The organism is Flavobacterium sp. NRK F10, assembly GCF_024054235.1.
Taxonomy (GTDB): Bacteria; Bacteroidota; Bacteroidia; order Flavobacteriales; family Flavobacteriaceae; genus Flavobacterium; species Flavobacterium sediminis.
Window position 1 is genome coordinate 1966078 of record NZ_JAMXLC010000001.1, and the last position, 20853, is coordinate 1986930.

Below are 20853 nucleotides of genomic sequence, written 5' to 3' on the forward strand. Positions count from 1 at the left end.
TCCTGCGACAAATATAGTGACTACGGTAACGGATGCTTTTACGGATAGTGCAACGGTAGTGGTAACGGTATCCGGAGGAAGTAACGGAGATTACCTGTATCAGTTGGATGAGGAATCGTTACAATCGAGTAATGTGTTTACCGGAGTAAGTTCGGGAGAACATCAGATCACGGTAGTAGACACACAAGGCTGTACCTTCTTACAGGATACGGTAACGGTGATAGACTATCCTAAGTATTTTACACCGAATGGAGACGGAATACATGATACTTGGAATATTGTTGGATTAAATGCCACAGATAATACAAAAATTTATATCTTTGACCGTTATGGTAAATTGATAAAACAAATAAGTCCTGAAGGCGAAGGTTGGGATGGGACTTACAATGGTCATCCTCTACCGTCAACAGATTATTGGTTTTCTGTTGAATATTTAGAAAATCAAGTAGTTAAAGAATTTAAAGCGCATTTTTCATTAAAACGATAACCTAAAATGAATCTTAAGAGAAGTTATTTATTTTTATTATTAGTATTATTTTCGCAAGTATCTTTTTCTCAGGAAGGTATTGCGGTGTACTCAGATTATTTATCTGATAATTATTATTTAATTCATCCGTCAATGGCAGGAGCGTCTAATTGTGGAAAAATTAGATTAACGGGGCGCCAACAATGGTTTGGTCAAGAGGACGCACCATCATTACAGACATTAAGTTTCAATACTGCAATTGATGAAGACGGAATATCAGGTATCGGTTTAATCGCTTTTAATGACAAAAATGGTTACCATTCGCAAAAGGGAGCTAAGTTAACATATGCTCACCATATTCGTTTTTCGAGAAATACGGTAGATTTGAATCAGTTATCTTTTGGTTTAAGTGCTGCTTTTATTCAAAGTCAATTGGATGAGACAGAATTTCAAGGATTTGATCCGTTTGTTTACGGTGGTATCTATCAAAAAGATTCTTATTTTAATGTTGATTTAGGAGCTTCATACCACTACATGGATTTCTTTACCCATTTTACAATTAAAAATTTCTTGGCAAACAGAAGAGAGATCTATACAGAAGGTTTCGAATCTGATAACTTAAGAAAGTATTTGTGGAGTGCAGGGGCAGTTTTTGGGGATAGTGACAGATTGATGTTTGAGCCGTCATTCTTATTTCAGTATACAGAAGAAACTACGGAAAAAGCTATTGATTTGAACTTGAAAGTTTATAAAAGTATGGATTTCGGTAGAGTATGGGGAGGTTTGTCTTATAGAAGAAGTTTTGATAAAACGGAGTACCTTAATGGTAATGCAGTTGATACACAATCACTTCAATGGTTAACCCCGATAATAGGGATCAATTACAAGCAGTTTATGTTTGCTTATACGTATTCTCATATTATGGGAGATGTTAAGTTCGATACAGGAGGTTTCCATCAAATTACTTTAGGTATTGATGTATTCTGTAAAGCTGCTGCTTGGGACTGTAATTGTCCTGCTGTAAACTAAAAATATAATGTTTAATATTAAAGTCCCGATTTTCGGGACTTTTTAATTTTATAATATGTTGATAAAAGAAGTAAACGGGAAATATCCTCAAATTCCGGAAGATTGTTTTGTAGCAGAGAATGCAACTATTGTCGGGGATGTTGTTTTAGGGGAAAAGTGTAGCATCTGGTTTAATGCCGTGGTTAGGGGAGATGTTAACACTATAATTATTGGAGACAAAGTAAATATTCAGGATGGAGCAGTTATTCATTGTACCTATCAGAAGCACCCTACAGTTATAGGAAATAATGTGTCTATCGGGCATAATGCCATTGTGCATGGCTGTGAGGTTAAAGATAATGTCTTGATCGGCATGGGAGCCATAGTTATGGACAATTGTGTCATAGAAAGCAATTCTATTGTTGCTGCGGGTTCAGTTGTTACTCAAAATACAGTTGTGGAATCGGGTACTATTTATGCCGGAGTTCCTGCTAAGAAAGTGAAAGACATCAATGCCAGTGATTTTGCAGGCGAGATCGAACGAATTTCAAATAATTATGTCATGTATTCCTCTTGGTTTAAAAAAGAGGAGTAATAGCAGCGGTAAATTAGAAATCTAAATAAAAGACTTTTTCCTTTTTGTTTAATATTGTCCGGAGTACCTCAATATCACTATTGCTGTAGAAAGCATTATTACCTGGTTCGGTAGAATTATTCAACATGTTTTGCTGAGCCAGAATGTTTTTGGTTTGTTTTGCAACAGCTTCTCCGGAATCAATTATCGTGATTTTTGACGGAATGATTTTTCTGATCTGAGGAATTAAATAAGGGTAATGACTACATCCTAAAACCAGATAGTCTATATTCTGTTCTATCATTGGTTGAAGATAGTTCTCTAATAATTCAGCCATTTCAGGTGAATCCATATCTCCGTTTTCTATGAGTTGGACCAAACCATGACCTATTTGCTCAATAATTTGAACATCCGTATAGGTTTTAGCTTTTTCGTGAAATAGTTCGCTATTGAGAGTTCCTTTAGTAGCTAATATTCCGATCTTGTGAGTTTCAGATTGTAGTGCAGCTGGCTTTATAGCCGGTTCTATACCTATAAACGGTACGGAGAACTTTTCTCTCAATTCATCTATAGCATTTGTTGTAGCCGTATTACAAGCGACTACAATGAGCTTACAGTTCTGTTCTAATAAAAATTCGGTATTCTTAATGCTTAAAGCTATGATCTCTTCTTTGGATTTTAAGCCGTATGGAGCATTTTTACTATCGGCTAGGTAAATAGTGTTCTCATGAGGTAAAAGTGCGTTAACTTCTTTCCAAATTGATGTTCCGCCCACTCCGGAATCAAAAAAGCCGATAGGTTGTTTATTCTCGTCCATATTGTACCGACAAATTTAAAAAAAAACTGCCCAAAATTACTTTTGGACAGTTGGTTTGTTTTAGTTTTTTTGAATTAATTAAAAACCTAGTTCTTTTTTCACTTCAGGAAGTAAATCAGTACCATTTGCTACTAATACACCACTACCGGTTGTTGAATCAAGAACATATTCAAAACCTTTAGATTTAGCCACTTTCTGAATTGCAGCCTGAGCTTTTTCTAAGATAGGTTTGTATAAGTCTAACTCTTTTTGTTGTAGATCTTTACCAGCAGTTTGTTGGTATTGTTGGATGCGAGCTCCCATATCCTGCATTTCTTTTGAACGAGTTTCATTCAAAGCTTCTCCGGCAGTAGGTGCTTCCTGTTCGTATTTTTGTAATTTAGTTTGGTATTCTTGTACCATAGTTTTGTATTCTTTGTCATATTGCTCTTGGATTTTTTCTAATTGAGCTTTAGCAGCTTTCATTTCCGGCATATTCTCCATCAAATCCTGCACATTGATATGAGCTAATTTTGATTGTGCTGATACTTGAGCACCTACAAATAATACTAATGCAATAATTAAAGTTTTAATTTGTTTCATGTTTATATTCTTAAGTTAAATTTATTGATTTTCGTTTTCTTCCGAGTTATTGTTGTTTTCTTCTTTCGCTTTTTTTGCAGCCTCTCGGGCCTCAATAGCCTTTTGTTTCTTTTCTTCTATTGCTTTTTTGCGTTCTTCTAATTTTCTTTTACGTTCTTCTTGTATTTGAGCTCTTTTTTCTTCAGCTGAGATTTCAGCTTCTGATTTATCTTCTGAAGACGTGTCATCTGTTATTTTTTGATCACTGGCACTTTCTTCTATATTTTCATTTTCAATTTCTGTGCCACTTTTTTTATTTTCTTTTTCTTCTTCCAGTTTTTTGCGTTTGTCAGCAGCAGCTTGTTTGCGTTCTTCGATCAGTTTTTCTCTTGCTAACCTTCTTTCTTCGAGCATTTTTTCACGAGCAGCCTTTTTTTCGTCTAACTTTTTCTGTCTTTCTGCTAAATCAGGATTTTCGTCTAACATGTCCTCTTTAGCTTCCTGTGCTTCTTGTGCCTTAAGTTGCTTTTTAGTCAATTCTTCTCTTTTTTCAGATCTAAGAATAGTTCGGATAACTAAATCACTTATGTCATGTTGTTGTTTGGCAAATAACATTGTTAAATCTGAAGATCTGTCAAAGATAAAATCATATTTTTTCTTTTCGGCAATATCTTGAATAGCTGTGAATACTTGATCCTGAATAGGCTTAACTATAGTTGACTTCTGAACTATTAGATCACCTTGAGCTCCGAATTTTTTTTCTTGAAAATCTAAAAGTTCTTTTTCTAAAAAACTAATTTCTTCTTCTCGTTCTTCTATTAATTCTTTTGTTAAAAGCGGTTTTTCAACTTTTAAAGCCTCTTTTAATTTTGTGATCTCATTCTTTTTAATTTCAATTTCTTGCTTCCACTTTTGTGCTTTTAATTCCAGTTGGTTATTGGCTTCTGCATAAGATGGAACTTTTTCTAAAATATATTCCATATCTATGTAGCCAATCCTAATGCCTCTGGTTTGAGAAAAAGCAAAAGTAGCAGTAATTGACAGAAGAATAAAAAGTATTTTTTTCATAGTTGCCTTTTTAATTAATCATTAAAAGTACATAAAAATTTAGTTTTTAAATATAATTTTTTTGTTACTCCTTTTAAAATTAAACTAAAAACGTCAAATTGTTAAAATTGTTGTCCAATAATAAAGTGTGTTTGCCAACCACTTTTAGTTGTTGATCCCGGTACAGCATCAAATCCGTGTCCGAAGTCAATTCCTAATAGACCGAATGCCGGCATGAATACACGTAATCCGAATCCAGCTGAACGTTGTACTGTGAAAGGATTGTATGAGCTGAAGTCAGCAAATGCAGCACCGGCTTCTAAGAAGGTCAGACCATAAATTGAAGCCGCTCCACTCAAAGTGATCGGATAACGCAATTCCATGGAGAACTTGTTGTAAACAGTTGCCCCAATCTGACTTCCACTACTGTTTATAGGCGAAAGAGAGTTGTTTTGATAACCTCGTAACTGAATGTTTTCTCTACCGTCAAGGGAGTAGTTTGCCATACCGTCACCACCTAAGTAAAAACGCTCAAAAGGAACCAAGCCTCTGTCTTGATTATAGGCACCCATAAATCCGAATTCACCGAGAGTTCTTAAAACTAACTTGTCGTATATTGTAGTATATAGATCCGCTTTCACTTTGATTTTATAGTATTCTAACCAGTTGAATTTTATCTGATCTACTTTTCCCTGATCGGTTGCAGCCTGTTGATATGTTGCTACGGCATCACCGTTTGAATCAAGATAAGATCCGGAAGGAACCCAGTTACCGTTATCGTTAAAATAACTATCACCTGTATTTCTTTGTTTGTTCTCTTCTTTGTCGCCAAGGTTAGCATAATCTACACCGTTGAATAATGAATAAGGTGGTGTAAATTTACCACTGATCGTAAATTCAGAACCGTAAGTCGGGTAGATAGGGTTAAATCCTTTACTGTTACGCGATAGGGCAACAGTATATGTTAAGTTTCTTGATGAACCGTCTCCGAAAGTAAATAATCCGGTGTAATAATTACTCAAGGCATAATATTGGAAAGAAACACTTTGAGATAACACAAAGTAATCATCCGGTACTTTCAATCTTTTAGCTAAACCAACCGTTAATGAAGTGATACTAAAGCTTTGACTTTTATCAACGTTACTTGTAGAATAGTTATAAGAGTATTGTCTACTGTGAGAAATAGAGGTCGAAAAGTTAATTGGTTTTTTTCCTCCTAACCATGGTTCTGAGAAAGATAAACTATACGTTCTGAAATAGGAACTTCCTTGTAAACGCAAAGCTAACTTTTGTCCGTCTCCCATAGGAAGTGGTTTGTAAGCGTCTTTTTTAAAGATGTTTCGCATAGAGAAGTTGTTGAATGAAAGCCCTAAAGTACCGATAAAACTACCACTACCATAACCCCCTTGTAATTCAACCTGGCTTGATCCTTTTTCTACAACACTATATTCAATATCTACCGTACCCGCTTGAGGGTCTACGTTTTTAAATTCAGGTTTAATGGCTTCAGCATCGAAGAAACCTAATTGTCCTATCTCACGAATAGAGCGTATCAATAATTCTTTGCTGTATTTTTCTCCCGGTTTTGTTCTAAGTTCACGATAGATTACACGATCATTAGTCTTGTCATTACCTACAACGGTGATTTTATTGAAGTAAGCAATAGGACCTTCCGTAATTCTGATTTCAAAATCGATGGTGTCATTGTATGTTTTTACTTCAACCGGATTGATGCTTGAGAACAAATAACCGTTATTTTGGTAAAGGTTTGTTAAGTCCTCGCCATCTGGTTTAGATTGGTCGGCAATACGTTTCTGAAGTAAAACACCATTATACACATCTCCTTTTTTGATACCTAAAATACGATTCAATTGATTTTCCGTATAAACAGTGTTTCCGATGTAGCGAATGTTACCGAAATAATATTTTTTTCCTTCTTCTAAATTTACCTTGATAGCGATCATGTCTTTCTCTTTGTTGTAAGAGACAGTGTCTGAAACAACTCTGGCATCGCGGAATCCGTTTTCTTTGTATTTATCAATAACAGAAACCAAATCCTCTTTGTATTTGTCTTTAATATATTTAGATCGTTTAAAGATACGTATCGGATTTTTTTGCTTTGTATTTTTAAAAGCTCTTCTTAGTTTTCGGTCAGATATTTCATTGTTCCCGCTGAAATCAATAGATTTTACTTTTACTTTATCGCCTTTATCAATAGCAACAACCATTTTCACTTGCGAATCTATGGTGTCCTGAATAGTGTTAATGTTAACTTTAGCGTTGTAATATCCGTCTTTTTTGTATTTGTTTTCGATATAGTTCTTTGTTGTAGTCAACAAATTTTCGTTAACGATCTTTCCTTTCTTAAGATCGGTATCTTTGATAAGTTCTTCAGCTTTTCCTTTCTTTACTCCTTGGATTTTTACATCCGAAAGTTTCGGAAGTTCATTTAGGTGAAGGTCAAGATAAATGCTGTCGCCTTCAACTTTATTGATATAGAATGCAACATCATTGAAAAGACCAAGTTTCCATAATTTCTTAATAGCAGTACTGATGTCTTCTCCCGGAACCATGATTTTTTGCCCTTTTTCCAATCCGGTGAAAGTCACAACGGTTTGCTCACTATATTGACTTTTACCGCTTACTTCAACATCTGCTAAAATATATTCTTTTCCGCTTTCTAATTTTGTTTCCTGAGCCACTAAGGCACCGAAATTTCCTAAAACGATAAAGGTAAATAGTAATTTTATCCTCTTTTTAAACATTTTGTTATTATGAAATTTGTTCACTTGTTTTTCCAAATCTTCTTTCTCGTTTTTGATAGCTAATGATGGCTTCATATAAATTTTCTTCTTTAAAATCGGGCCATAAAACATTCGTGAAATAAAATTCAGCGTATGCAATCTGCCAAAGTAAAAAATTACTGATTCTGTGTTCGCCACTGGTTCTTATTACTAAGTCTACATCTGGCAAATTGTGCGTGTAAAGATGCTGATTAATAATTGTTTCGTCAATAGCGTCAGAAGAAATTATATTATTTTTAACTTTATCACTAATTTTTTTAACAGCCTGAACAAGTTCTTCTCTGGAGCCATAGCTTAAAGCTAAAGTTAAGGTAAGTCTTGAATTATCAGCAGTTTTAGCAATAACCTCTTGTAGTTCGGCTTGAACTTTTGTTGGTAAATTTGTTAAATTTCCTATAGCATTTAACCTGACGTTGTTTTTTGATAAAGTTTTTAATTCTTTTTTAAGAGAAGAGATTAAAAGCTTCATTAATGTATCTACTTCAAATTTGGGTCTGTTCCAGTTTTCAGTAGAGAAAGCATATAATGTAAGGTTTTCGATCCCCAGTTTAGCGCAAGTCTCAACAGTTGTTCTTACCGATTTAGTGCCGCTTTCGTGCCCTAAAGTTCTCAGAAGTCCTCTTTGTTTTGCCCAGCGCCCGTTACCGTCCATGATGATGGCCAAGTGCTTGGGTAAATTGTTTGTATCTATTTGTTCTAATAAACTCATAATTATTCTACACAAAAACAAGGATTCTGACCAAAGGTATAGGTTAAGGTAAAACCTGTAAAGACATACCAGTCATTACTGTTTAAATTACCGAAACGCAACGTTTCAAAATTGTCATTTTTAGGGTTACTACCGTCTAAGTTATCAGTGAAAGTATAACGAGCTCCTACTTCAAAACCTAAAATGATACTTTCTGTTAAACGAGCTTTGAGCCCTACAACCATTGGTATAGCAAAGGTACTGTCTCTATAGTCTACTTCGCTTTTATCGTTTAAAATATATAATTCTTTGTAAATAAAATAATTAATTCCGGATGAAACATAAGGTGTCATTAAGAAACCCGATTCGTGTAAGTCAAACTCGAAAAAATTAAATTCCAGTCCCGCAGAGAATTCCATAACGTTGTTCTCAAAACTGTAACCTCTCAGATAGCGGCTCGGAACATCGCTGTCAATGTCTTTAGATTCAAGTTTACCGGTGGTAAAACCAAATCGGAAAGCATGTCTGGGACTTCTATTCCATTTGTAAATTAAACCAATGGCCGGATTGTTAGGGGAAATATAATCTGTAGGACCTACATCACCTATATAGTTAACACCACCAACAAATACTCCTAATTCATTGATCTGACTATATGATAGGTTTAATCCTAATACTACTAATATGTAAAAAAATAAGCGCTTCATTTTTTAAACAGTTTGCAAATATAACAATATAGATTTCTTTACCATTATGTAAAGGAAATTTTTATTTTAAACGTAAAAAATTCAAAATGTTATATTTTTAAGCAACTAATTTCTTCGGTCTTCTCCCCACAACAGTTTTTTTCTTATGGTTTTAAGAAAACCTTCCTCTGGAAATTCAACTAATTGTATCGAAAAATCAGATTTTTTAACGTAAAGAACGGTCTCGTTATTTACAGAAGTAATGCGGGAGTCTAATGAAACTAAATACTCATTTTCCCTTCCGGATACTTTTAGCTTGATTTCAGTATTATCCGGAATTACTAATGGTCTGGCATTCAGGTTGTGTGGTGCTATGGGGTTTATTACGAGACTTTTGACTTCAGGGGTTAAAATCGGGCCACCACAACTTAGAGAATAGCCGGTTGAACCTGTAGGAGTAGAGATGATCAGGCCGTCAGCCCAATAAGAGGTAAGGTATTCGTTATCCAGATACGTTTCAATAGTAATCATGGAAGTGGTATCTTTTCTGGAAACACTAACTTCGTTCAAAGCAAAGTTCAGATCGTCTAAATCATGATTGATAGGTTTTGAACTTAAACTTAAAAGTGTTCTTTGGGATATGGTATAATTCCCTTGAATCATTTTATTGATGAAAAGTTCTATGTTTTCTATCTGAACAGTAGCTAAAAAACCTAACCTTCCGGAATTGATCCCGACGATCGGAATGTTTTTGTTACGAATATAGGTCACTGCTCTGAGAATAGTTCCATCACCTCCTATACTGATTAGGAAAGCCGTGCTTTCATCTAATTCTTCGTGACATGAAAATGTTTTATACTCTTTGGTAGAGATAGTTGAAAAATTTTCAGCAAATGTTTTTTCTATGAATACTTCAAAATCATTCTTTTTAAGAATAGTAATGACTTTGGAGACAATTTCCTCTGTGTTGTTCTGGTAATATTGACCGTAAATCGCGATTTTCATAGCTGAGTTATAATGCTTAGTGTTTTTTCGCTTGCAATAATATCAAATATTTAGGTATTTGTCTAAATAATCCGATCGATCTTTCAGGTTTTTTAGATAAGAATCCTCCTGGTGTTCCGAAATAATTTCATACTCATACCTTCTAAAGGTTTGAATGATTTCATTTAATCCGGTTTGGCTTATCTTTAGTGTAATTTCAACAAAATGTCCGTCTGTTTTAGAAACGAACAAGCCTAAAAGCTTACCGTTGTTGCTTTCTACAATTTGAGCAATTTGACTCATTGAAAAAGCATTTGCTTCTTTTTTGACAACTAAAATTCCTCCGTTCTCTTTAAGAAAAGGCGTTTCGTGTAAAAAGCGAATAACGTCTTCTAATTCATAATAGCCGGCATATTGGTTCTTTTCATCTAAAACCGGTACTAAATTGGTTTCGTTTTTAGCAAAAACTTCTAATACGTCCAACCAGTTCATATTAGTGCGAACATAAAAACGATCGAAATCGTATCGTTTGTCTGAAATAATAGTTTCTGCTGAACCTATCTCTGCACTCTCTCTGTTGATCACTCCTATATATATGTTGTTCTCAGTTACCGGAAAGTGGGAATAAGATAATTCATAAAATAACTCTTCGGCTTCTTTTAATGACTGAGAGCTTTTAAGGGGTTTTATGGAGTTGTTAAGGTATTCTAAGAGTGGATTCATATATAGGTAACCAAAATTTCATGCAAATTAATCAAAAAAGAGCATTTAAGCGAGGCATACTTTGTATTTTTGTAAAAATAAAATAAAAACATGACAAAGTTATCAGTTAATATCAATAAAATAGCAACTTTAAGGAACTCAAGAGGGGGTAATGTGCCGGATTTGTTGCAGGTAGCAAAGGATGTGCAGAAGTTCGGAGCTCAGGGAGTAACGGTTCATCCAAGACCGGATGAGCGGCATATCAGATATCAGGATGCCCGGGACCTAAAAGATGTTGTATATACAGAGTATAATATTGAAGGCAATCCGGTAGCAAAATTTATAGATCTGGTTTTAGAAATAAAACCTACTCAGGTTACATTAGTTCCTGATGCAGACGATGCTATAACATCAAATGCGGGTTGGGATACGATTAAACACAAAGGCTTTTTGGTTGAAGTTATCAATGAGTTCAAGCGGAATGGAATACGGACGTCTGTTTTTGTAGATCCGATAGAGGAAATGATTGAAGGTGCTAAAGCAACCGGAACGGATAGAATTGAATTGTATACGGAAAGTTATGCGCATGAATACGGTTTAGGTAATTTAAAAGGGATCGATCCTTATGTGAAAGCGGCGATCAAGGCAAATGAGTTGGACTTAGGAATTAATGCCGGACATGATTTAAGTTTGGAGAATACAAAGTTTTTTAAAGAAAATATTCCGGGATTGTTAGAGGTTTCTATTGGACACGCATTGATTTCCGAATCAATTTATTTAGGGTTGGAAAATGTATTGAATATGTATTTACAACGATTAAAATAATAATAGAGAACTGGCTATAGTTTAAGAAAAAAATTTAAGAGAATGTTGTATTCAAAAATAGAAGGAAGCGGGAAGCCTTTCTTAATCCTTCACGGTTTTTTAGGAATGTCTGATAATTGGAAAACGTTAGGACTTAAATTTTCCGAATTAGGATATCAGGTACATTTACTTGATATGCGCAACCATGGTAGAAGTTTTCACTCAGAAGTGTTTGATTATGAGGTTATGGCTCAGGATGTGTCGGAATATTGTCGTTTCCATCAACTTGATAGTATAGTGTTGTTAGGTCATTCTATGGGAGGTAAAATTGCCATGCAACTGGCTTGTAAAAACCCGGATCTAGTTGAGAAATTGATAATAGCAGATATCGGACCTAAATATTATCCGCCACATCATCAACAAATATTAGCAGCGCTTAATGCTGTGGATTTCAGTTTAAAACCATCGCGTCAGGAGGTAGATAATATTTTATCCCGATATATCAATGATTTCGGGACGAAGCAGTTTTTACTAAAAAGTTTGTATTGGAAAGAGCCCGGACAATTAGCCTTTAGATTTAATTTAGAGGTCTTTAATAAAAAAATAGAAAACATAGGGCAAGGACTTCCGACTACTTTACATTTTGCTAGACCTTGTTTGTTTGTAAGAGGTTCGGTTTCGAATTATATTTTAGATTCAGACGTAGAACGTATTAAGGAACAATTCCCATTGATGCAACTAAAAACAATTGAAGGTGCAGGGCATTGGTTACATGCGGAAAATCCGGAATTGTTTTACGACTTTGTTTTTGAGTATTTGAAAAAATAAGGATAAAAATATTATGCGTTCATAATATTTTTGCGTAAAAAATTGCATATTCCATATTTTGTTATAATTTTGAATTGTAGAAATTTTTATTCGAAAAAAACTAACAAATCAGAATTATGAGAAAATTACTTTCTTTAGCGCTTTTAGCACTGGCTGGTACTTCTGTTTATGCAGGAGGATATAGAGTAGCGATGCAAGGGCAAAAGCAGTTGGCTATGGGGCATACAGGTGTTGCTGTAGTTAATAGTGCAGAGGTTTCATTTTTTAATCCTGCGGGGATGGCTTATTTGGAAAATAAGTTTAATTTATCTGTAGGAGCTAACGCTTTGGTTGCTAAAACTAAGTTTCAAAATTCTACCTATAATTGGACTGCGTCAACGACAAATGTAGGAACGCCATTAGAAGTTTATGCCACGTATCGTTTGAATGATTGGTTAACAGCAGGTTTGTCTGTTTATACGCCTTATGGTAGTGCAGTAGAATGGGATCAAGGATGGGAAGGTGCGCACCTCGTAAATAATATTGATCTGCAAGCTATTTTTGTTCAGCCTTCAATTTCAGTTCGAGTTGGAGATCATTTTAGCGTTGGTGGTGGGCCAATCTATGCTATAGGGAAGGTTACTTTCAATAGAGATGTTACGATGAATCAGGCTTTTCAGTCTGCTGACGGAACAGGAACTAATTTAACAATTGAAGATTCAGGAATCACAGCTTGGGGATATACATTAGGTTTCATGTTTAATCCAACCGATAAAATGCGCTTAGGGATGAATTATCGTTCTGAAATTACGATGGAAGCTCGTGGAGGAGATGCTAATTTCTATAATGTACCTGATTTTGCTACTAATGACCCTAGTTTTCAAAATACTACTTTTAATGCAGACCTTCCGTTACCGGCTGAGTTAACAGTAGGGTTCTCTTATGAAGTTACTGATAAATGGTTGGTGGCTTTTGACTACAACTATACTTTATGGGATACTTATAAAGCTTTAGATGTTAAATTTGCTAACGGAAGTGAGTCTTTAAATCCTAGAAATTATAAAAATTCAAGTACGTTCAGAATCGGTACTCAATATGAGGCAAATGATAAATTTACATTCAGAGCCGGATGGTATCATGATCAAAGTCCTGTACAAGACGGGTACTTTGCTCCTGAAACACCTAGAAATGATTCTATGGGCTTTACAGGAGGTCTGACTTATCAATTGAACCAAAAATTCGGAGTTGATTTCTCATTCTTGTACTTACATTTCGATCAAATTGATAATTCATACGATTATTCAACAGATCCGATCTCAGGACAACCTAATCCGTCTTTCGGAGGTACTTATAAATCAGTGGTGTTTTCTCCTGGTTTAGGTGTAACTTATAGTTTCTAATATTGATTTTAAACAAGAAAAAAATGAAAAATAAATTTATATACTTAGCGATTTTAGCTGTCGGTTTTGCTTCATGTGAGCCGGAGTTTGAAAATGATGTAGATGCTAACTATACCTCTGGGAATGCTGATTTTACATCGTATGTAGCAGTAGGTAATTCATTAACTGCAGGTTATATGGACGGTACTGTTTATAAAACAGGTCAGATGAATTCATATCCTAATATGCTGGCACAACAATTTGCTTTAGTAGGAGGTGGAAGTTTTACTCAGCCTTATTACGGAGATGATGCAAATAATTTAGGAGGATTGACTTTAGGAGGGGTTCAGATTGCTTCGACAAGATTGGTAATTGATGCTTCTGAAGGAAGACCGGAAAATATAACAGGAACACCTACAATCGAAGTATCGGATATTCATGCAGGGCCTTATAATAATATGGGGGTTCCGGGCGCAAAATCATTTCATTTAGTAGCAAATGGATATGGGAATGTCGCAGGAGTTGCTATTGGGGCAGCTAATCCGTATTTTGTAAGAATGGCTAGTAGTTCTAGTACATCGGTTTTAGCAGATGCAATGGCTATGGATCCGACTTTCTTTACAAATTGGATCGGTTCTAATGATGTTTTGGCATATGCAACTAACGGTGGTGCTCAAGATGACGGAATGACTCCGGCTGAAGATCACAATGAAACAGGAAATATGGATCCTTCAACTTACGGAGGTAATGATATTACAAATGCAATGGTATTCGGAAGTGTTTATTCAACAATCGTGAATACATTGACTTCCGGTGGTGCTAAAGGGGTGGTAGCAACAATTCCTAGTGTAACATCAATCCCTTATTTTACAACAGTTCCTTTCGCTCCGCTTTCTCCAGCAGCTCTAGGAGGACAGTCTAATATTGATTTGTTAAATGCAAATTTATACGGACCATTGGATGCAGTTTTTACTGCTTATGGCGAACCTAATAGAATTAATCCGCTTTCCTCAGTTGCAGTTAATCCGATTTTAATTTATGATGCAGATGCAGCTGATAGAACAGCTCAAATTTCCGGAGCTTTACAAATGCAGGGGTATCCGGCAAGTATTGCTGATGAAATAGGAATGGCTTATGGTAAAGCACGTCAGGCAAATACTGCTGATTTAGTAGTTTTACCGGCATCTTCAGTTATCGGTACGGTTAATTCAGGGGCTTCGGCAACTTTAGCATCGTTAGGGTTAAACATTAATGGTGTTTCTTATCCTATGGCAAACAGATGGGTGTTAACAGCTAATGAAAAAGCGAAAGTAGCTGCGGCAACTGATGCTTTCAATGCTACGATTGTTTCCATTGCTAATACAAATGATTTGGCTGTGGCAGATATGAATACAATGATGAATTTGTTAGTAAACGGATTGAGAATCGAAACCGGTCAGATTTTTACTGCTGATTATTTTAGTGGTATTGAAACTGAAAATGAAGTATTGTTTTCTTTAGACGGTGTTCATCCGAATGCAAAAGGATATGCAGTTATTACGAATTCGATCATTAATTTGATCAACCAATACTACAATGCAAATTTACCGTTGAAGTATGTGAATGACTATCCGGGGATCCATATTGTAGGCTCAAACTAGAAAATAAATTTGGGTTATATATTTTATTTTAAGAAAAGACACCAATATTTTTTTGGTGTCTTTTTTATTTTTTAAATTTCAGTTTTAAAAGGAAATAACTAATAAAGATTAAGAAGATGAAGCTAATTATTAAATTGATCATAACCACTGTCTTAATTGTGGTTTTGTCTCATTTTTTACCGGGAATAAATGTGAATAGTATTCAAACGGCTTTAGTGGTTGCTGTCGTTTTAGGCTTGTTGAATGTATTTGTAAAACCAGTATTAGTTCTTTTGACAATTCCGGCAACAGTTCTGACATTAGGCTTGTTCTTGTTTGTGATTAATGCAGTAATTATTTTATTAGCCGGACATTTTGTAGGAGGCTTTTATGTTTCCGGATTCTGGAGTGCACTATTTTTTAGTATCATTCTGTCCGTTTTACAATCTATCCTCAATAAAATATTTGTAGAGGAAAACTAAAAAATAGTAAACTGAAATTCAATTGGTTAAAAACTTGTTTGGGTTGTAAAAATTCTATAATTTTGCAACCCAAATTTTATGACATTAAATTAGTAACATAATGAACATTTCAAAAGAGCAGGTAGATGCATTAAATGCTATTGTAACAGTAGCTATTTCAAAAGAAGATTATGCAGACAAAGTAGAAAAAGTACTTTCTGATTATAGAAAAAATGCTAATATCCCGGGATTTAGAAAAGGACAAGTGCCTATGAGCCTTATCCAAAAGCAATATGGTAAATCAGTATTGTTTGATGAGGTTAATAAATTATTACAGTCATCATTGAATGATTATTTAGTAGAAGAAAAAATAGATATCTTAGGAAATCCGCTTCCTAAAGTAACCGAAGATTTTGATTGGGATAAAGATGACTTTACTTTTGAATTTGAATTAGGACTTGCTCCGGAATTTACAGTTGATTTAGAAGCTAAAACGAAAGTGACTAAGTTCGATATCGAGGCAGACGATAAAATGTTAGACGAACAAGTAGAGCGTATTCAAAAACAATACGGAAAATTAGTTCCTCAAGATAAAGTTGCAGAAGACAGCTCGATCCGTGGTACTTTTTCTAATGAAGAAAAAGGAATTAATAATGCAGCAAATATTACATTAGATATCTTTAAAGATAAGAAAACAGCAAAACAGTTTGTAAGTAAAAAAGTTGGAGATGTAGTGACTTTAGCAACTAAAGGGCTTTTTGATGATGACCACAAACTAATGGATTATTTAAAAATATCTCATGACGATGTTCATGGTTTAGATATCAATGTTGATTTCAAAATCGAAGAGATTAACGAAGTAGAGAAAGCTGAATTGAATCAAGAGCTTTTCGATAAATTGTTCGGAGAAGGAAAAGTAACGTCTGTTGAAGAATTAAAAGCAAAAATTAAAGAAGATGCTGAAGCACAATTTGCACAACAAGCTGATCAAAAATTCTTGAATGATGTTATTGAAAGTTTAATTGAAAATACAAAATTCGAATTGCCTGCTGAATTCTTGAAAAAATGGATTCAAACTGTCGGAGAGAATCCGTTAACTATTGAACAAGCAGAGGAAGAATATAGCAAGTCAGAAAAAGGATTGCGTTATCAGTTGATCGAGAACAAGATCATTGCAGATAATAATTTACAAATTCAATTTGAAGACTTAAAAGCACATACTGCAGATTTGATCAAAAAACAAATGGCTCAATTTGGTCAGCTAAATCCGTCTGATGAAGAAGTTGAAGGAATTGTAGCGCGTGTGCTTTCAAATCAAGAAGAGGTAAAACGTTTGTCTGAACAAGTGATGAGCGAAAAGATGTTAGACCTATTCAAAGAAAAAGTAGGAGCTAAACCTAAAAAAGTAAACTACGATCAGTTTATTAAAGAGATGTACGGAGAATAATTTTTTCGTAAAAAATAATTATCTTTGAACGTCAAACATTAATGTTTGACGTTTATTTTTTTGTAAACCCTTAATTTAATTCAGTATGAATTTTGGTAAAGAATTTCAGAAGTATGCTACAAAGCATCACAAGATAAACAGCTTGTATTACGATAAAATTATGAGCCGTGTAACACCTCCTGTAGGAATGACTCCTTATATTATGGAAGAGCGTCAGTTAAACGTAACGCAATTGGATGTGTTCTCTCGTTTAATGATGGATAGAATCATTTTCTTAGGGACAGGGATCGACGATCAGATTGCTAATATTGTACAAGCGCAGTTATTGTTTTTGGAAAGTTTGGATGCTTCCAAAGATATTCAGATTTATGTAAACTCTCCGGGAGGTGGTGTTTATGCAGGTTTAGGTATTTATGATACCATGCAGTTCATTAAGCCGGATGTAGCAACTATTTGTACAGGTATGGCAGCTTCAATGGGAGCGGTATTGTTATGTGCCGGAGCAGCCGGAAAAAGAAGTGCATTGCCACACTCTCGCGTTATGATCCATCAACCGTTAGGAGGAGCGCAAGGACAGGCATCAGATATCGAAATTACAGCACGTGAGATTTTAAAATTAAAAGGAGAATTATACGAGATTATTTCTAAACATTCAGGACAAACTATTGAAAAGGTAAATGACGATAGTGACAGAGATTATTGGATGATTGCCAGCGAAGCAAAAGAATACGGAATGATCGATGAAGTATTAACCAGATGATTTTTTTAGGATATTGGTAAACGGTATGAGGTAATGAGTATTTTTCATTTCCTTTCGCCTTAACCTTTTTCCTTTCACCCTTGACTTAAAAAAAATGGCTAAAGAAGTATTAGAATGTTCGTTTTGTGGTAGAAAAAAGCCAGAAACCAATTTATTGATCGCAGGGATTAATGCGCATATCTGTGATCGTTGTATTGAACAAGCGCATGGAATTGTTTTAGAAGAGTTAAAACAAAGTGGAAAAAGTGATTTAATGGCTGAATTGGTTCTCTTGAAACCAAAAGAAATTAAGACTTTTTTGGATGAATACATCATCGGACAGGATCAGACAAAAAAAGTGATGAGCGTTGCTGTTTATAACCACTATAAACGTTTAATGCAAAAGCAGTTAGATGATGAGGTGGAGATTGAAAAGAGTAACATTATCATGGTGGGGCAAACCGGAACCGGAAAAACATTAGTAGCTAAAACCATTGCTAAAATGTTAAATGTTCCGTTGGCTATTGTTGATGCAACTGTTTTAACAGAAGCCGGATATGTTGGGGAAGATGTGGAAAGCATTTTAACCCGTCTGTTACAAGCAGCAGATTATGATGTGTCTAAAGCCGAACGTGGGATTGTCTTTATAGATGAAATAGATAAAATAGCCCGAAAAAGTGATAATCCTTCTATAACACGAGACGTTTCAGGAGAAGGTGTTCAGCAAGCATTATTAAAATTGTTAGAAGGAACAGTAGTTAATGTGCCGCCTAAAGGAGGAAGAAAACATCCGGATCAGAAATTTGTTGAGGTTAATACGCAAAATATCCTGTTCATAGCCGGAGGTGCTTTTGACGGTATCGAACGTATTATTTCCAAAAGATTGAATCGTCAGGCAGTAGGATACGGTTCCTCAAAAAATACTGATGTTATTGATAAAGACAATCTGTTGCAATATGTAGTACCCAAAGATTTGAAAGACTTTGGTTTGATACCTGAAATCATAGGGCGTTTGCCTGTTCTGACTCACATGGACCCACTTGATGGTAAAACATTAAGAGCTATTTTGACAGAGCCTAAAAATGCTTTGGTAAAACAGTACAAAAAACTGTTTGAAATGGATGATGTTGATTTTTCAATTGAAGAGGAAGCGTTACAGTTTATCGTAGACAAAGCCTTGGAATATAAATTAGGAGCCAGAGGGTTACGTTCGCTGTGCGAAGCTATTCTGACAGATGTAATGTTTGAATTGCCTAGCTCTTCAGAGAAAGAACTCGTGGTTACAAAAACGTTCGCAGAACATAGTTTAAATAAAAATTTATTACAGCGGTTAAAAACCGCTTCATAAAGATTATTGGAATAAAAAGGGGGAAGTTTTAAACTTCCCCCTTTTTATTTTTTATGCTTCAGCTTTCTCCGATTTCATTTTTGTTGTAGAATCTTTTTTACAATAACTGGCTTTACAACTCCAGCCGCTTGAACAAGAAGTAATTAAAATAGTTCCTGAGATTGCGAATAAGGCGATTAATTTTCGTTTCATTTTTGTTTTATATTTGGTTTAGTTGTTTTATAATTTTGAATTCAATTCTTCTGTTTGCCTGATCTTCTTCAGAAGTACAGCTAGTACATTTTTTTAACGGTTGTGATTCTCCGTATCCTTTAGAAGTTAGTTTTTCAGGAGCAACACCATTTTTAATTAAGTAATTATATGCTGATTTCGCTCTTTTATCGGATAGTTGAAGATTGTACCTGTCCGAACCTTTAGTGTCAGTATGAGCGTTGATAGCAATTTTAAACTCAGGATGTTCTTCTAATACCATTTTGATCTTATTCAAGGATAATTCAGATTCCGGTTTAATGGATGCTTTGTTAAAATCAAAATAGATATTTTCAATAACAATAGCATCTTCCGTAATGATAGGCTTAGCTTGTTGTAAAACAATAGGGCTTTTCAAAATATTTTCTGAAGTAAAATCATTCTCATAATTTTCATATCCGTCTTTTTCAACACTGATATAATTGTAAGAGATCGGATTGATATCAACTTTTATATTACCGTTGTTGTCAGATACCGTTTGTGAAACGATGTTCCCGAATTCGTCTTTGATCACAACTTTAGCGTTCGGTAATGGTAATTGAGAGTTCTTTTCTGTAATTTGGAAAGTTTTGTTGCCCTTCTCCAGATTTTTGATTTCAAATTTTAAAATGTCAAAATTATCTGTTCCGGATTTGTCTGTAGAAAGATATCCTTGTTTGTCATTGACTAAAATAAATGCCAAGTCATCTTTTCGTGAGTTTAGCGTAGGGCCTAAATTTAATGCTTTTAAATATTTTTCATTTACAATTGAAGAGCGGAAAACATCATATCCTCCGATGTTTAAATGACCTTTTGATGAAAAGTAAAAGTATTTACCATCCGGAGTTAAATGCGGATATTTGTCATCTTCAGCAGTGTTAACGTTTGCGCCTAAGTTTTTCATTGTTCCGAAGCTTCCGTCTTCTAAAATGGCTACTTCATAAATGTCATATCCACCGAATCCACCAGGTTTATTACTTGAGATGTATAATTTCTTTCCGTCAGGAGCAACACTTGGTGTTTCTATAGAATAGTTGCCGTTATCTAAGTCTATTTTAGTGATGTCAGACCAGAATTTTTTGCTGCCTTCACTGGCTAAAGTGGCTCTGAATAATTCAAATTTTCCGGATTCAGGGTCGGTTTCTTGAGTAAAGTAAATCGTTTGTTGGTCCGGTGTAAAAGCTAATGATCCTTCATTATTTTTTGAGTCAAGAGCTGAGGAAAACAATAATGGGAATGATAAATTTCCTTCTGAATCAACATTAACGCAATACAGGTTGTTGTTGAAAGTATTTGTTTTTTCGTTTTTAGTGGTTTCGTAATGTCTTCTTTTTTTGTTAGATAAAATAACATATTTATTCATAAAAAAAGAAGTTCCTATTTCAGATAACTCAGAGTTGATTCCGGTGTCACTTAAAACATAACGGTTCCCTTTGGTTGAAGTGTTTAGGATGTCAACGATTGAATCCAGTCCTTCAACTCGCTGAGGTTCTTGAGAAAATATTTTTAGTTGTGTGAAAAGGGCAATCACTGAAAGAACGATTAGTTTTTTCATAAGAAAGTAATTGTTTAATTTTTAGTTAGCTTTTAGTTAAGAAACGAGTGCAAAAATATAAGTTTCACATGATTTTTATCATATAATAAAAAAAAGTTAGTCTTAAAATCGATTAAATACAAAAAAAAA

Annotated in this window: 21 protein-coding genes; 11 read left to right on the top strand and 10 right to left on the bottom strand. The window is 34.7% G+C overall.

Going from position 1 to position 20853, the window contains the following annotated elements; all coding sequences use genetic code 11:
• The 3 genes from NHF50_RS08955 to NHF50_RS08965 form a co-directional block, all read left to right on the top strand.
• The coding region (locus NHF50_RS08955; protein WP_252775913.1) for a T9SS type B sorting domain-containing protein at positions 1-487 on the top strand (487 nt) is incomplete at its 5' end.
• Positions 488-493: 6 nt separating this feature from the next.
• Positions 494-1495, top strand: a complete 1002-nt coding sequence (locus tag NHF50_RS08960; RefSeq protein ID WP_252775915.1) for a type IX secretion system membrane protein PorP/SprF — start codon at positions 494-496, stop codon at positions 1493-1495.
• A gap of 55 nt (positions 1496-1550) precedes the next feature.
• Positions 1551-2069, top strand: a complete 519-nt coding sequence (locus NHF50_RS08965) for a gamma carbonic anhydrase family protein (protein ID WP_252775917.1) — start codon at positions 1551-1553, stop codon at positions 2067-2069.
• A 13-nt stretch (positions 2070-2082) separates the two neighbouring features.
• Here NHF50_RS08965 and murI read toward each other — a convergent pair whose 3' ends face one another.
• From murI to NHF50_RS09005, 8 genes are all read right to left on the bottom strand, one after another.
• Entirely contained in the window at positions 2083-2865 is a 783-nt protein-coding gene (gene murI, locus NHF50_RS08970; protein WP_252775918.1) for a glutamate racemase, read from the bottom strand.
• A 78-nt stretch (positions 2866-2943) separates the two neighbouring features.
• Entirely contained in the window at positions 2944-3447 is a 504-nt protein-coding gene (locus NHF50_RS08975) for an OmpH family outer membrane protein (RefSeq protein WP_252775921.1), read from the bottom strand.
• A gap of 21 nt (positions 3448-3468) precedes the next feature.
• The gene (locus tag NHF50_RS08980) at positions 3469-4494 is read right to left on the bottom strand and encodes an OmpH family outer membrane protein (protein WP_252775923.1); all 1026 of its coding nucleotides are present in this window, start codon (positions 4492-4494) and stop codon (positions 3469-3471) included.
• 101 nt (positions 4495-4595) lie between these two features.
• Positions 4596-7313, bottom strand: coding sequence for an outer membrane protein assembly factor BamA (bamA, locus tag NHF50_RS08985; RefSeq protein WP_252775925.1), 2718 nt, complete (start codon positions 7311-7313; stop codon positions 4596-4598).
• Positions 7246-7986 (bottom strand): isoprenyl transferase, encoded by a 741-nt coding sequence (locus tag NHF50_RS08990; RefSeq protein WP_252775927.1) that lies wholly within the window; start codon positions 7984-7986, stop codon positions 7246-7248. Before NHF50_RS08990 ends, bamA begins: the two co-directional genes overlap by 68 nt.
• Positions 7987-7988: 2 nt before the next feature.
• On the bottom strand, positions 7989-8672 hold the full coding sequence (locus NHF50_RS08995; RefSeq protein WP_109569370.1) for a DUF6089 family protein: 684 nt from the start codon (positions 8670-8672) through the stop codon (positions 7989-7991).
• 105 nt (positions 8673-8777) lie between these two features.
• Entirely contained in the window at positions 8778-9656 is an 879-nt protein-coding gene (locus NHF50_RS09000) for an NAD kinase (protein WP_252775928.1), read from the bottom strand.
• 42 nt (positions 9657-9698) lie between these two features.
• Positions 9699-10358 carry a CBS domain-containing protein gene (locus tag NHF50_RS09005; protein WP_109569372.1) on the bottom strand — a complete coding sequence of 220 codons (660 nt, stop codon included), beginning with the start codon at positions 10356-10358 and terminating at the stop codon, positions 9699-9701.
• 90 nt (positions 10359-10448) lie between these two features.
• Here NHF50_RS09005 and NHF50_RS09010 point away from each other — a divergent pair, with 90 nt between their 5' ends.
• The 8 genes from NHF50_RS09010 (at position 10449) to clpX (ending at position 18941) form a co-directional block, all read left to right on the top strand.
• Positions 10449-11162: a pyridoxine 5'-phosphate synthase gene (locus NHF50_RS09010; protein WP_252775930.1), complete on the top strand. Its 714-nt coding sequence runs from the start codon at positions 10449-10451 to the stop codon at positions 11160-11162.
• 42 nt (positions 11163-11204) lie between these two features.
• The gene (locus NHF50_RS09015) at positions 11205-11969 is read left to right on the top strand and encodes an alpha/beta fold hydrolase (RefSeq protein WP_252775931.1); all 765 of its coding nucleotides are present in this window, start codon (positions 11205-11207) and stop codon (positions 11967-11969) included.
• Between the two features lie 116 nt (positions 11970-12085).
• On the top strand, positions 12086-13348 hold the full coding sequence (locus tag NHF50_RS09020) for an OmpP1/FadL family transporter (protein WP_252775933.1): 1263 nt from the start codon (positions 12086-12088) through the stop codon (positions 13346-13348).
• Positions 13349-13371: 23 nt separating this feature from the next.
• The gene (locus NHF50_RS09025) at positions 13372-14967 is read left to right on the top strand and encodes a G-D-S-L family lipolytic protein (protein WP_252775936.1); all 1596 of its coding nucleotides are present in this window, start codon (positions 13372-13374) and stop codon (positions 14965-14967) included.
• A gap of 116 nt (positions 14968-15083) precedes the next feature.
• On the top strand, positions 15084-15428 hold the full coding sequence (locus tag NHF50_RS09030; RefSeq protein WP_109569376.1) for a phage holin family protein: 345 nt from the start codon (positions 15084-15086) through the stop codon (positions 15426-15428).
• A 100-nt stretch (positions 15429-15528) separates the two neighbouring features.
• The gene (tig, locus tag NHF50_RS09035) at positions 15529-16854 is read left to right on the top strand and encodes a trigger factor (protein ID WP_252775938.1); all 1326 of its coding nucleotides are present in this window, start codon (positions 15529-15531) and stop codon (positions 16852-16854) included.
• An 85-nt stretch (positions 16855-16939) separates the two neighbouring features.
• Positions 16940-17614, top strand: a complete 675-nt coding sequence (gene clpP / locus NHF50_RS09040) for an ATP-dependent Clp endopeptidase proteolytic subunit ClpP (RefSeq protein ID WP_109569378.1) — start codon at positions 16940-16942, stop codon at positions 17612-17614.
• 94 nt (positions 17615-17708) lie between these two features.
• Entirely contained in the window at positions 17709-18941 is a 1233-nt protein-coding gene (gene clpX, locus NHF50_RS09045) for an ATP-dependent Clp protease ATP-binding subunit ClpX (RefSeq protein WP_109569379.1), read from the top strand.
• Positions 18942-18992: 51 nt separating this feature from the next.
• Here the strand turns inward: clpX and NHF50_RS09050 are convergent, their stop codons facing one another.
• Together NHF50_RS09050 and NHF50_RS09055 are read right to left on the bottom strand one after the other, a co-directional pair.
• Positions 18993-19133 carry a hypothetical protein gene (locus NHF50_RS09050; protein WP_170108189.1) on the bottom strand — a complete coding sequence of 47 codons (141 nt, stop codon included), beginning with the start codon at positions 19131-19133 and terminating at the stop codon, positions 18993-18995.
• A gap of 7 nt (positions 19134-19140) precedes the next feature.
• Entirely contained in the window at positions 19141-20724 is a 1584-nt protein-coding gene (locus NHF50_RS09055; RefSeq protein ID WP_252775939.1) for an OmpA family protein, read from the bottom strand.
• Positions 20725-20853 lie beyond the last annotated feature (129 nt).

Bases quoted from the DNA above. Each gene is read 5' to 3' on its own strand.
- NHF50_RS08975 (WP_252775921.1), bottom strand. From the start codon at position 3,447: ATGAAACAAATTAAAACTTTAATTATTGCATTAGTATTATTTGTAGGT.
- NHF50_RS09020 (WP_252775933.1), top strand. From the start codon at position 12,086: ATGAGAAAATTACTTTCTTTAGCGCTTTTAGCACTGGCTGGTACTTCT.
- bamA (WP_252775925.1), bottom strand. From the start codon at position 7,313: ATGAAGCCATCATTAGCTATCAAAAACGAGAAAGAAGATTTGGAAAAA.
- NHF50_RS09005 (WP_109569372.1), bottom strand. From the start codon at position 10,358: ATGAATCCACTCTTAGAATACCTTAACAACTCCATAAAACCCCTTAAA.
- NHF50_RS08995 (WP_109569370.1), bottom strand. From the start codon at position 8,672: ATGAAGCGCTTATTTTTTTACATATTAGTAGTATTAGGATTAAACCTA.
- NHF50_RS09015 (WP_252775931.1), top strand. From the start codon at position 11,205: ATGTTGTATTCAAAAATAGAAGGAAGCGGGAAGCCTTTCTTAATCCTT.
- clpP (WP_109569378.1), top strand. From the start codon at position 16,940: ATGAATTTTGGTAAAGAATTTCAGAAGTATGCTACAAAGCATCACAAG.
- NHF50_RS09030 (WP_109569376.1), top strand. From the start codon at position 15,084: ATGAAGCTAATTATTAAATTGATCATAACCACTGTCTTAATTGTGGTT.
- NHF50_RS08990 (WP_252775927.1), bottom strand. From the start codon at position 7,986: ATGAGTTTATTAGAACAAATAGATACAAACAATTTACCCAAGCACTTG.
- NHF50_RS09055 (WP_252775939.1), bottom strand. From the start codon at position 20,724: ATGAAAAAACTAATCGTTCTTTCAGTGATTGCCCTTTTCACACAACTA.
- NHF50_RS09010 (WP_252775930.1), top strand. From the start codon at position 10,449: ATGACAAAGTTATCAGTTAATATCAATAAAATAGCAACTTTAAGGAAC.
- NHF50_RS09000 (WP_252775928.1), bottom strand. From the start codon at position 9,656: ATGAAAATCGCGATTTACGGTCAATATTACCAGAACAACACAGAGGAA.
- NHF50_RS09025 (WP_252775936.1), top strand. From the start codon at position 13,372: ATGAAAAATAAATTTATATACTTAGCGATTTTAGCTGTCGGTTTTGCT.
- NHF50_RS09050 (WP_170108189.1), bottom strand. From the start codon at position 19,133: ATGAAACGAAAATTAATCGCCTTATTCGCAATCTCAGGAACTATTTTA.
- NHF50_RS08965 (WP_252775917.1), top strand. From the start codon at position 1,551: ATGTTGATAAAAGAAGTAAACGGGAAATATCCTCAAATTCCGGAAGAT.
- clpX (WP_109569379.1), top strand. From the start codon at position 17,709: ATGGCTAAAGAAGTATTAGAATGTTCGTTTTGTGGTAGAAAAAAGCCA.
- NHF50_RS08960 (WP_252775915.1), top strand. From the start codon at position 494: ATGAATCTTAAGAGAAGTTATTTATTTTTATTATTAGTATTATTTTCG.
- murI (WP_252775918.1), bottom strand. From the start codon at position 2,865: ATGGACGAGAATAAACAACCTATCGGCTTTTTTGATTCCGGAGTGGGC.
- tig (WP_252775938.1), top strand. From the start codon at position 15,529: ATGAACATTTCAAAAGAGCAGGTAGATGCATTAAATGCTATTGTAACA.
- NHF50_RS08980 (WP_252775923.1), bottom strand. From the start codon at position 4,494: ATGAAAAAAATACTTTTTATTCTTCTGTCAATTACTGCTACTTTTGCT.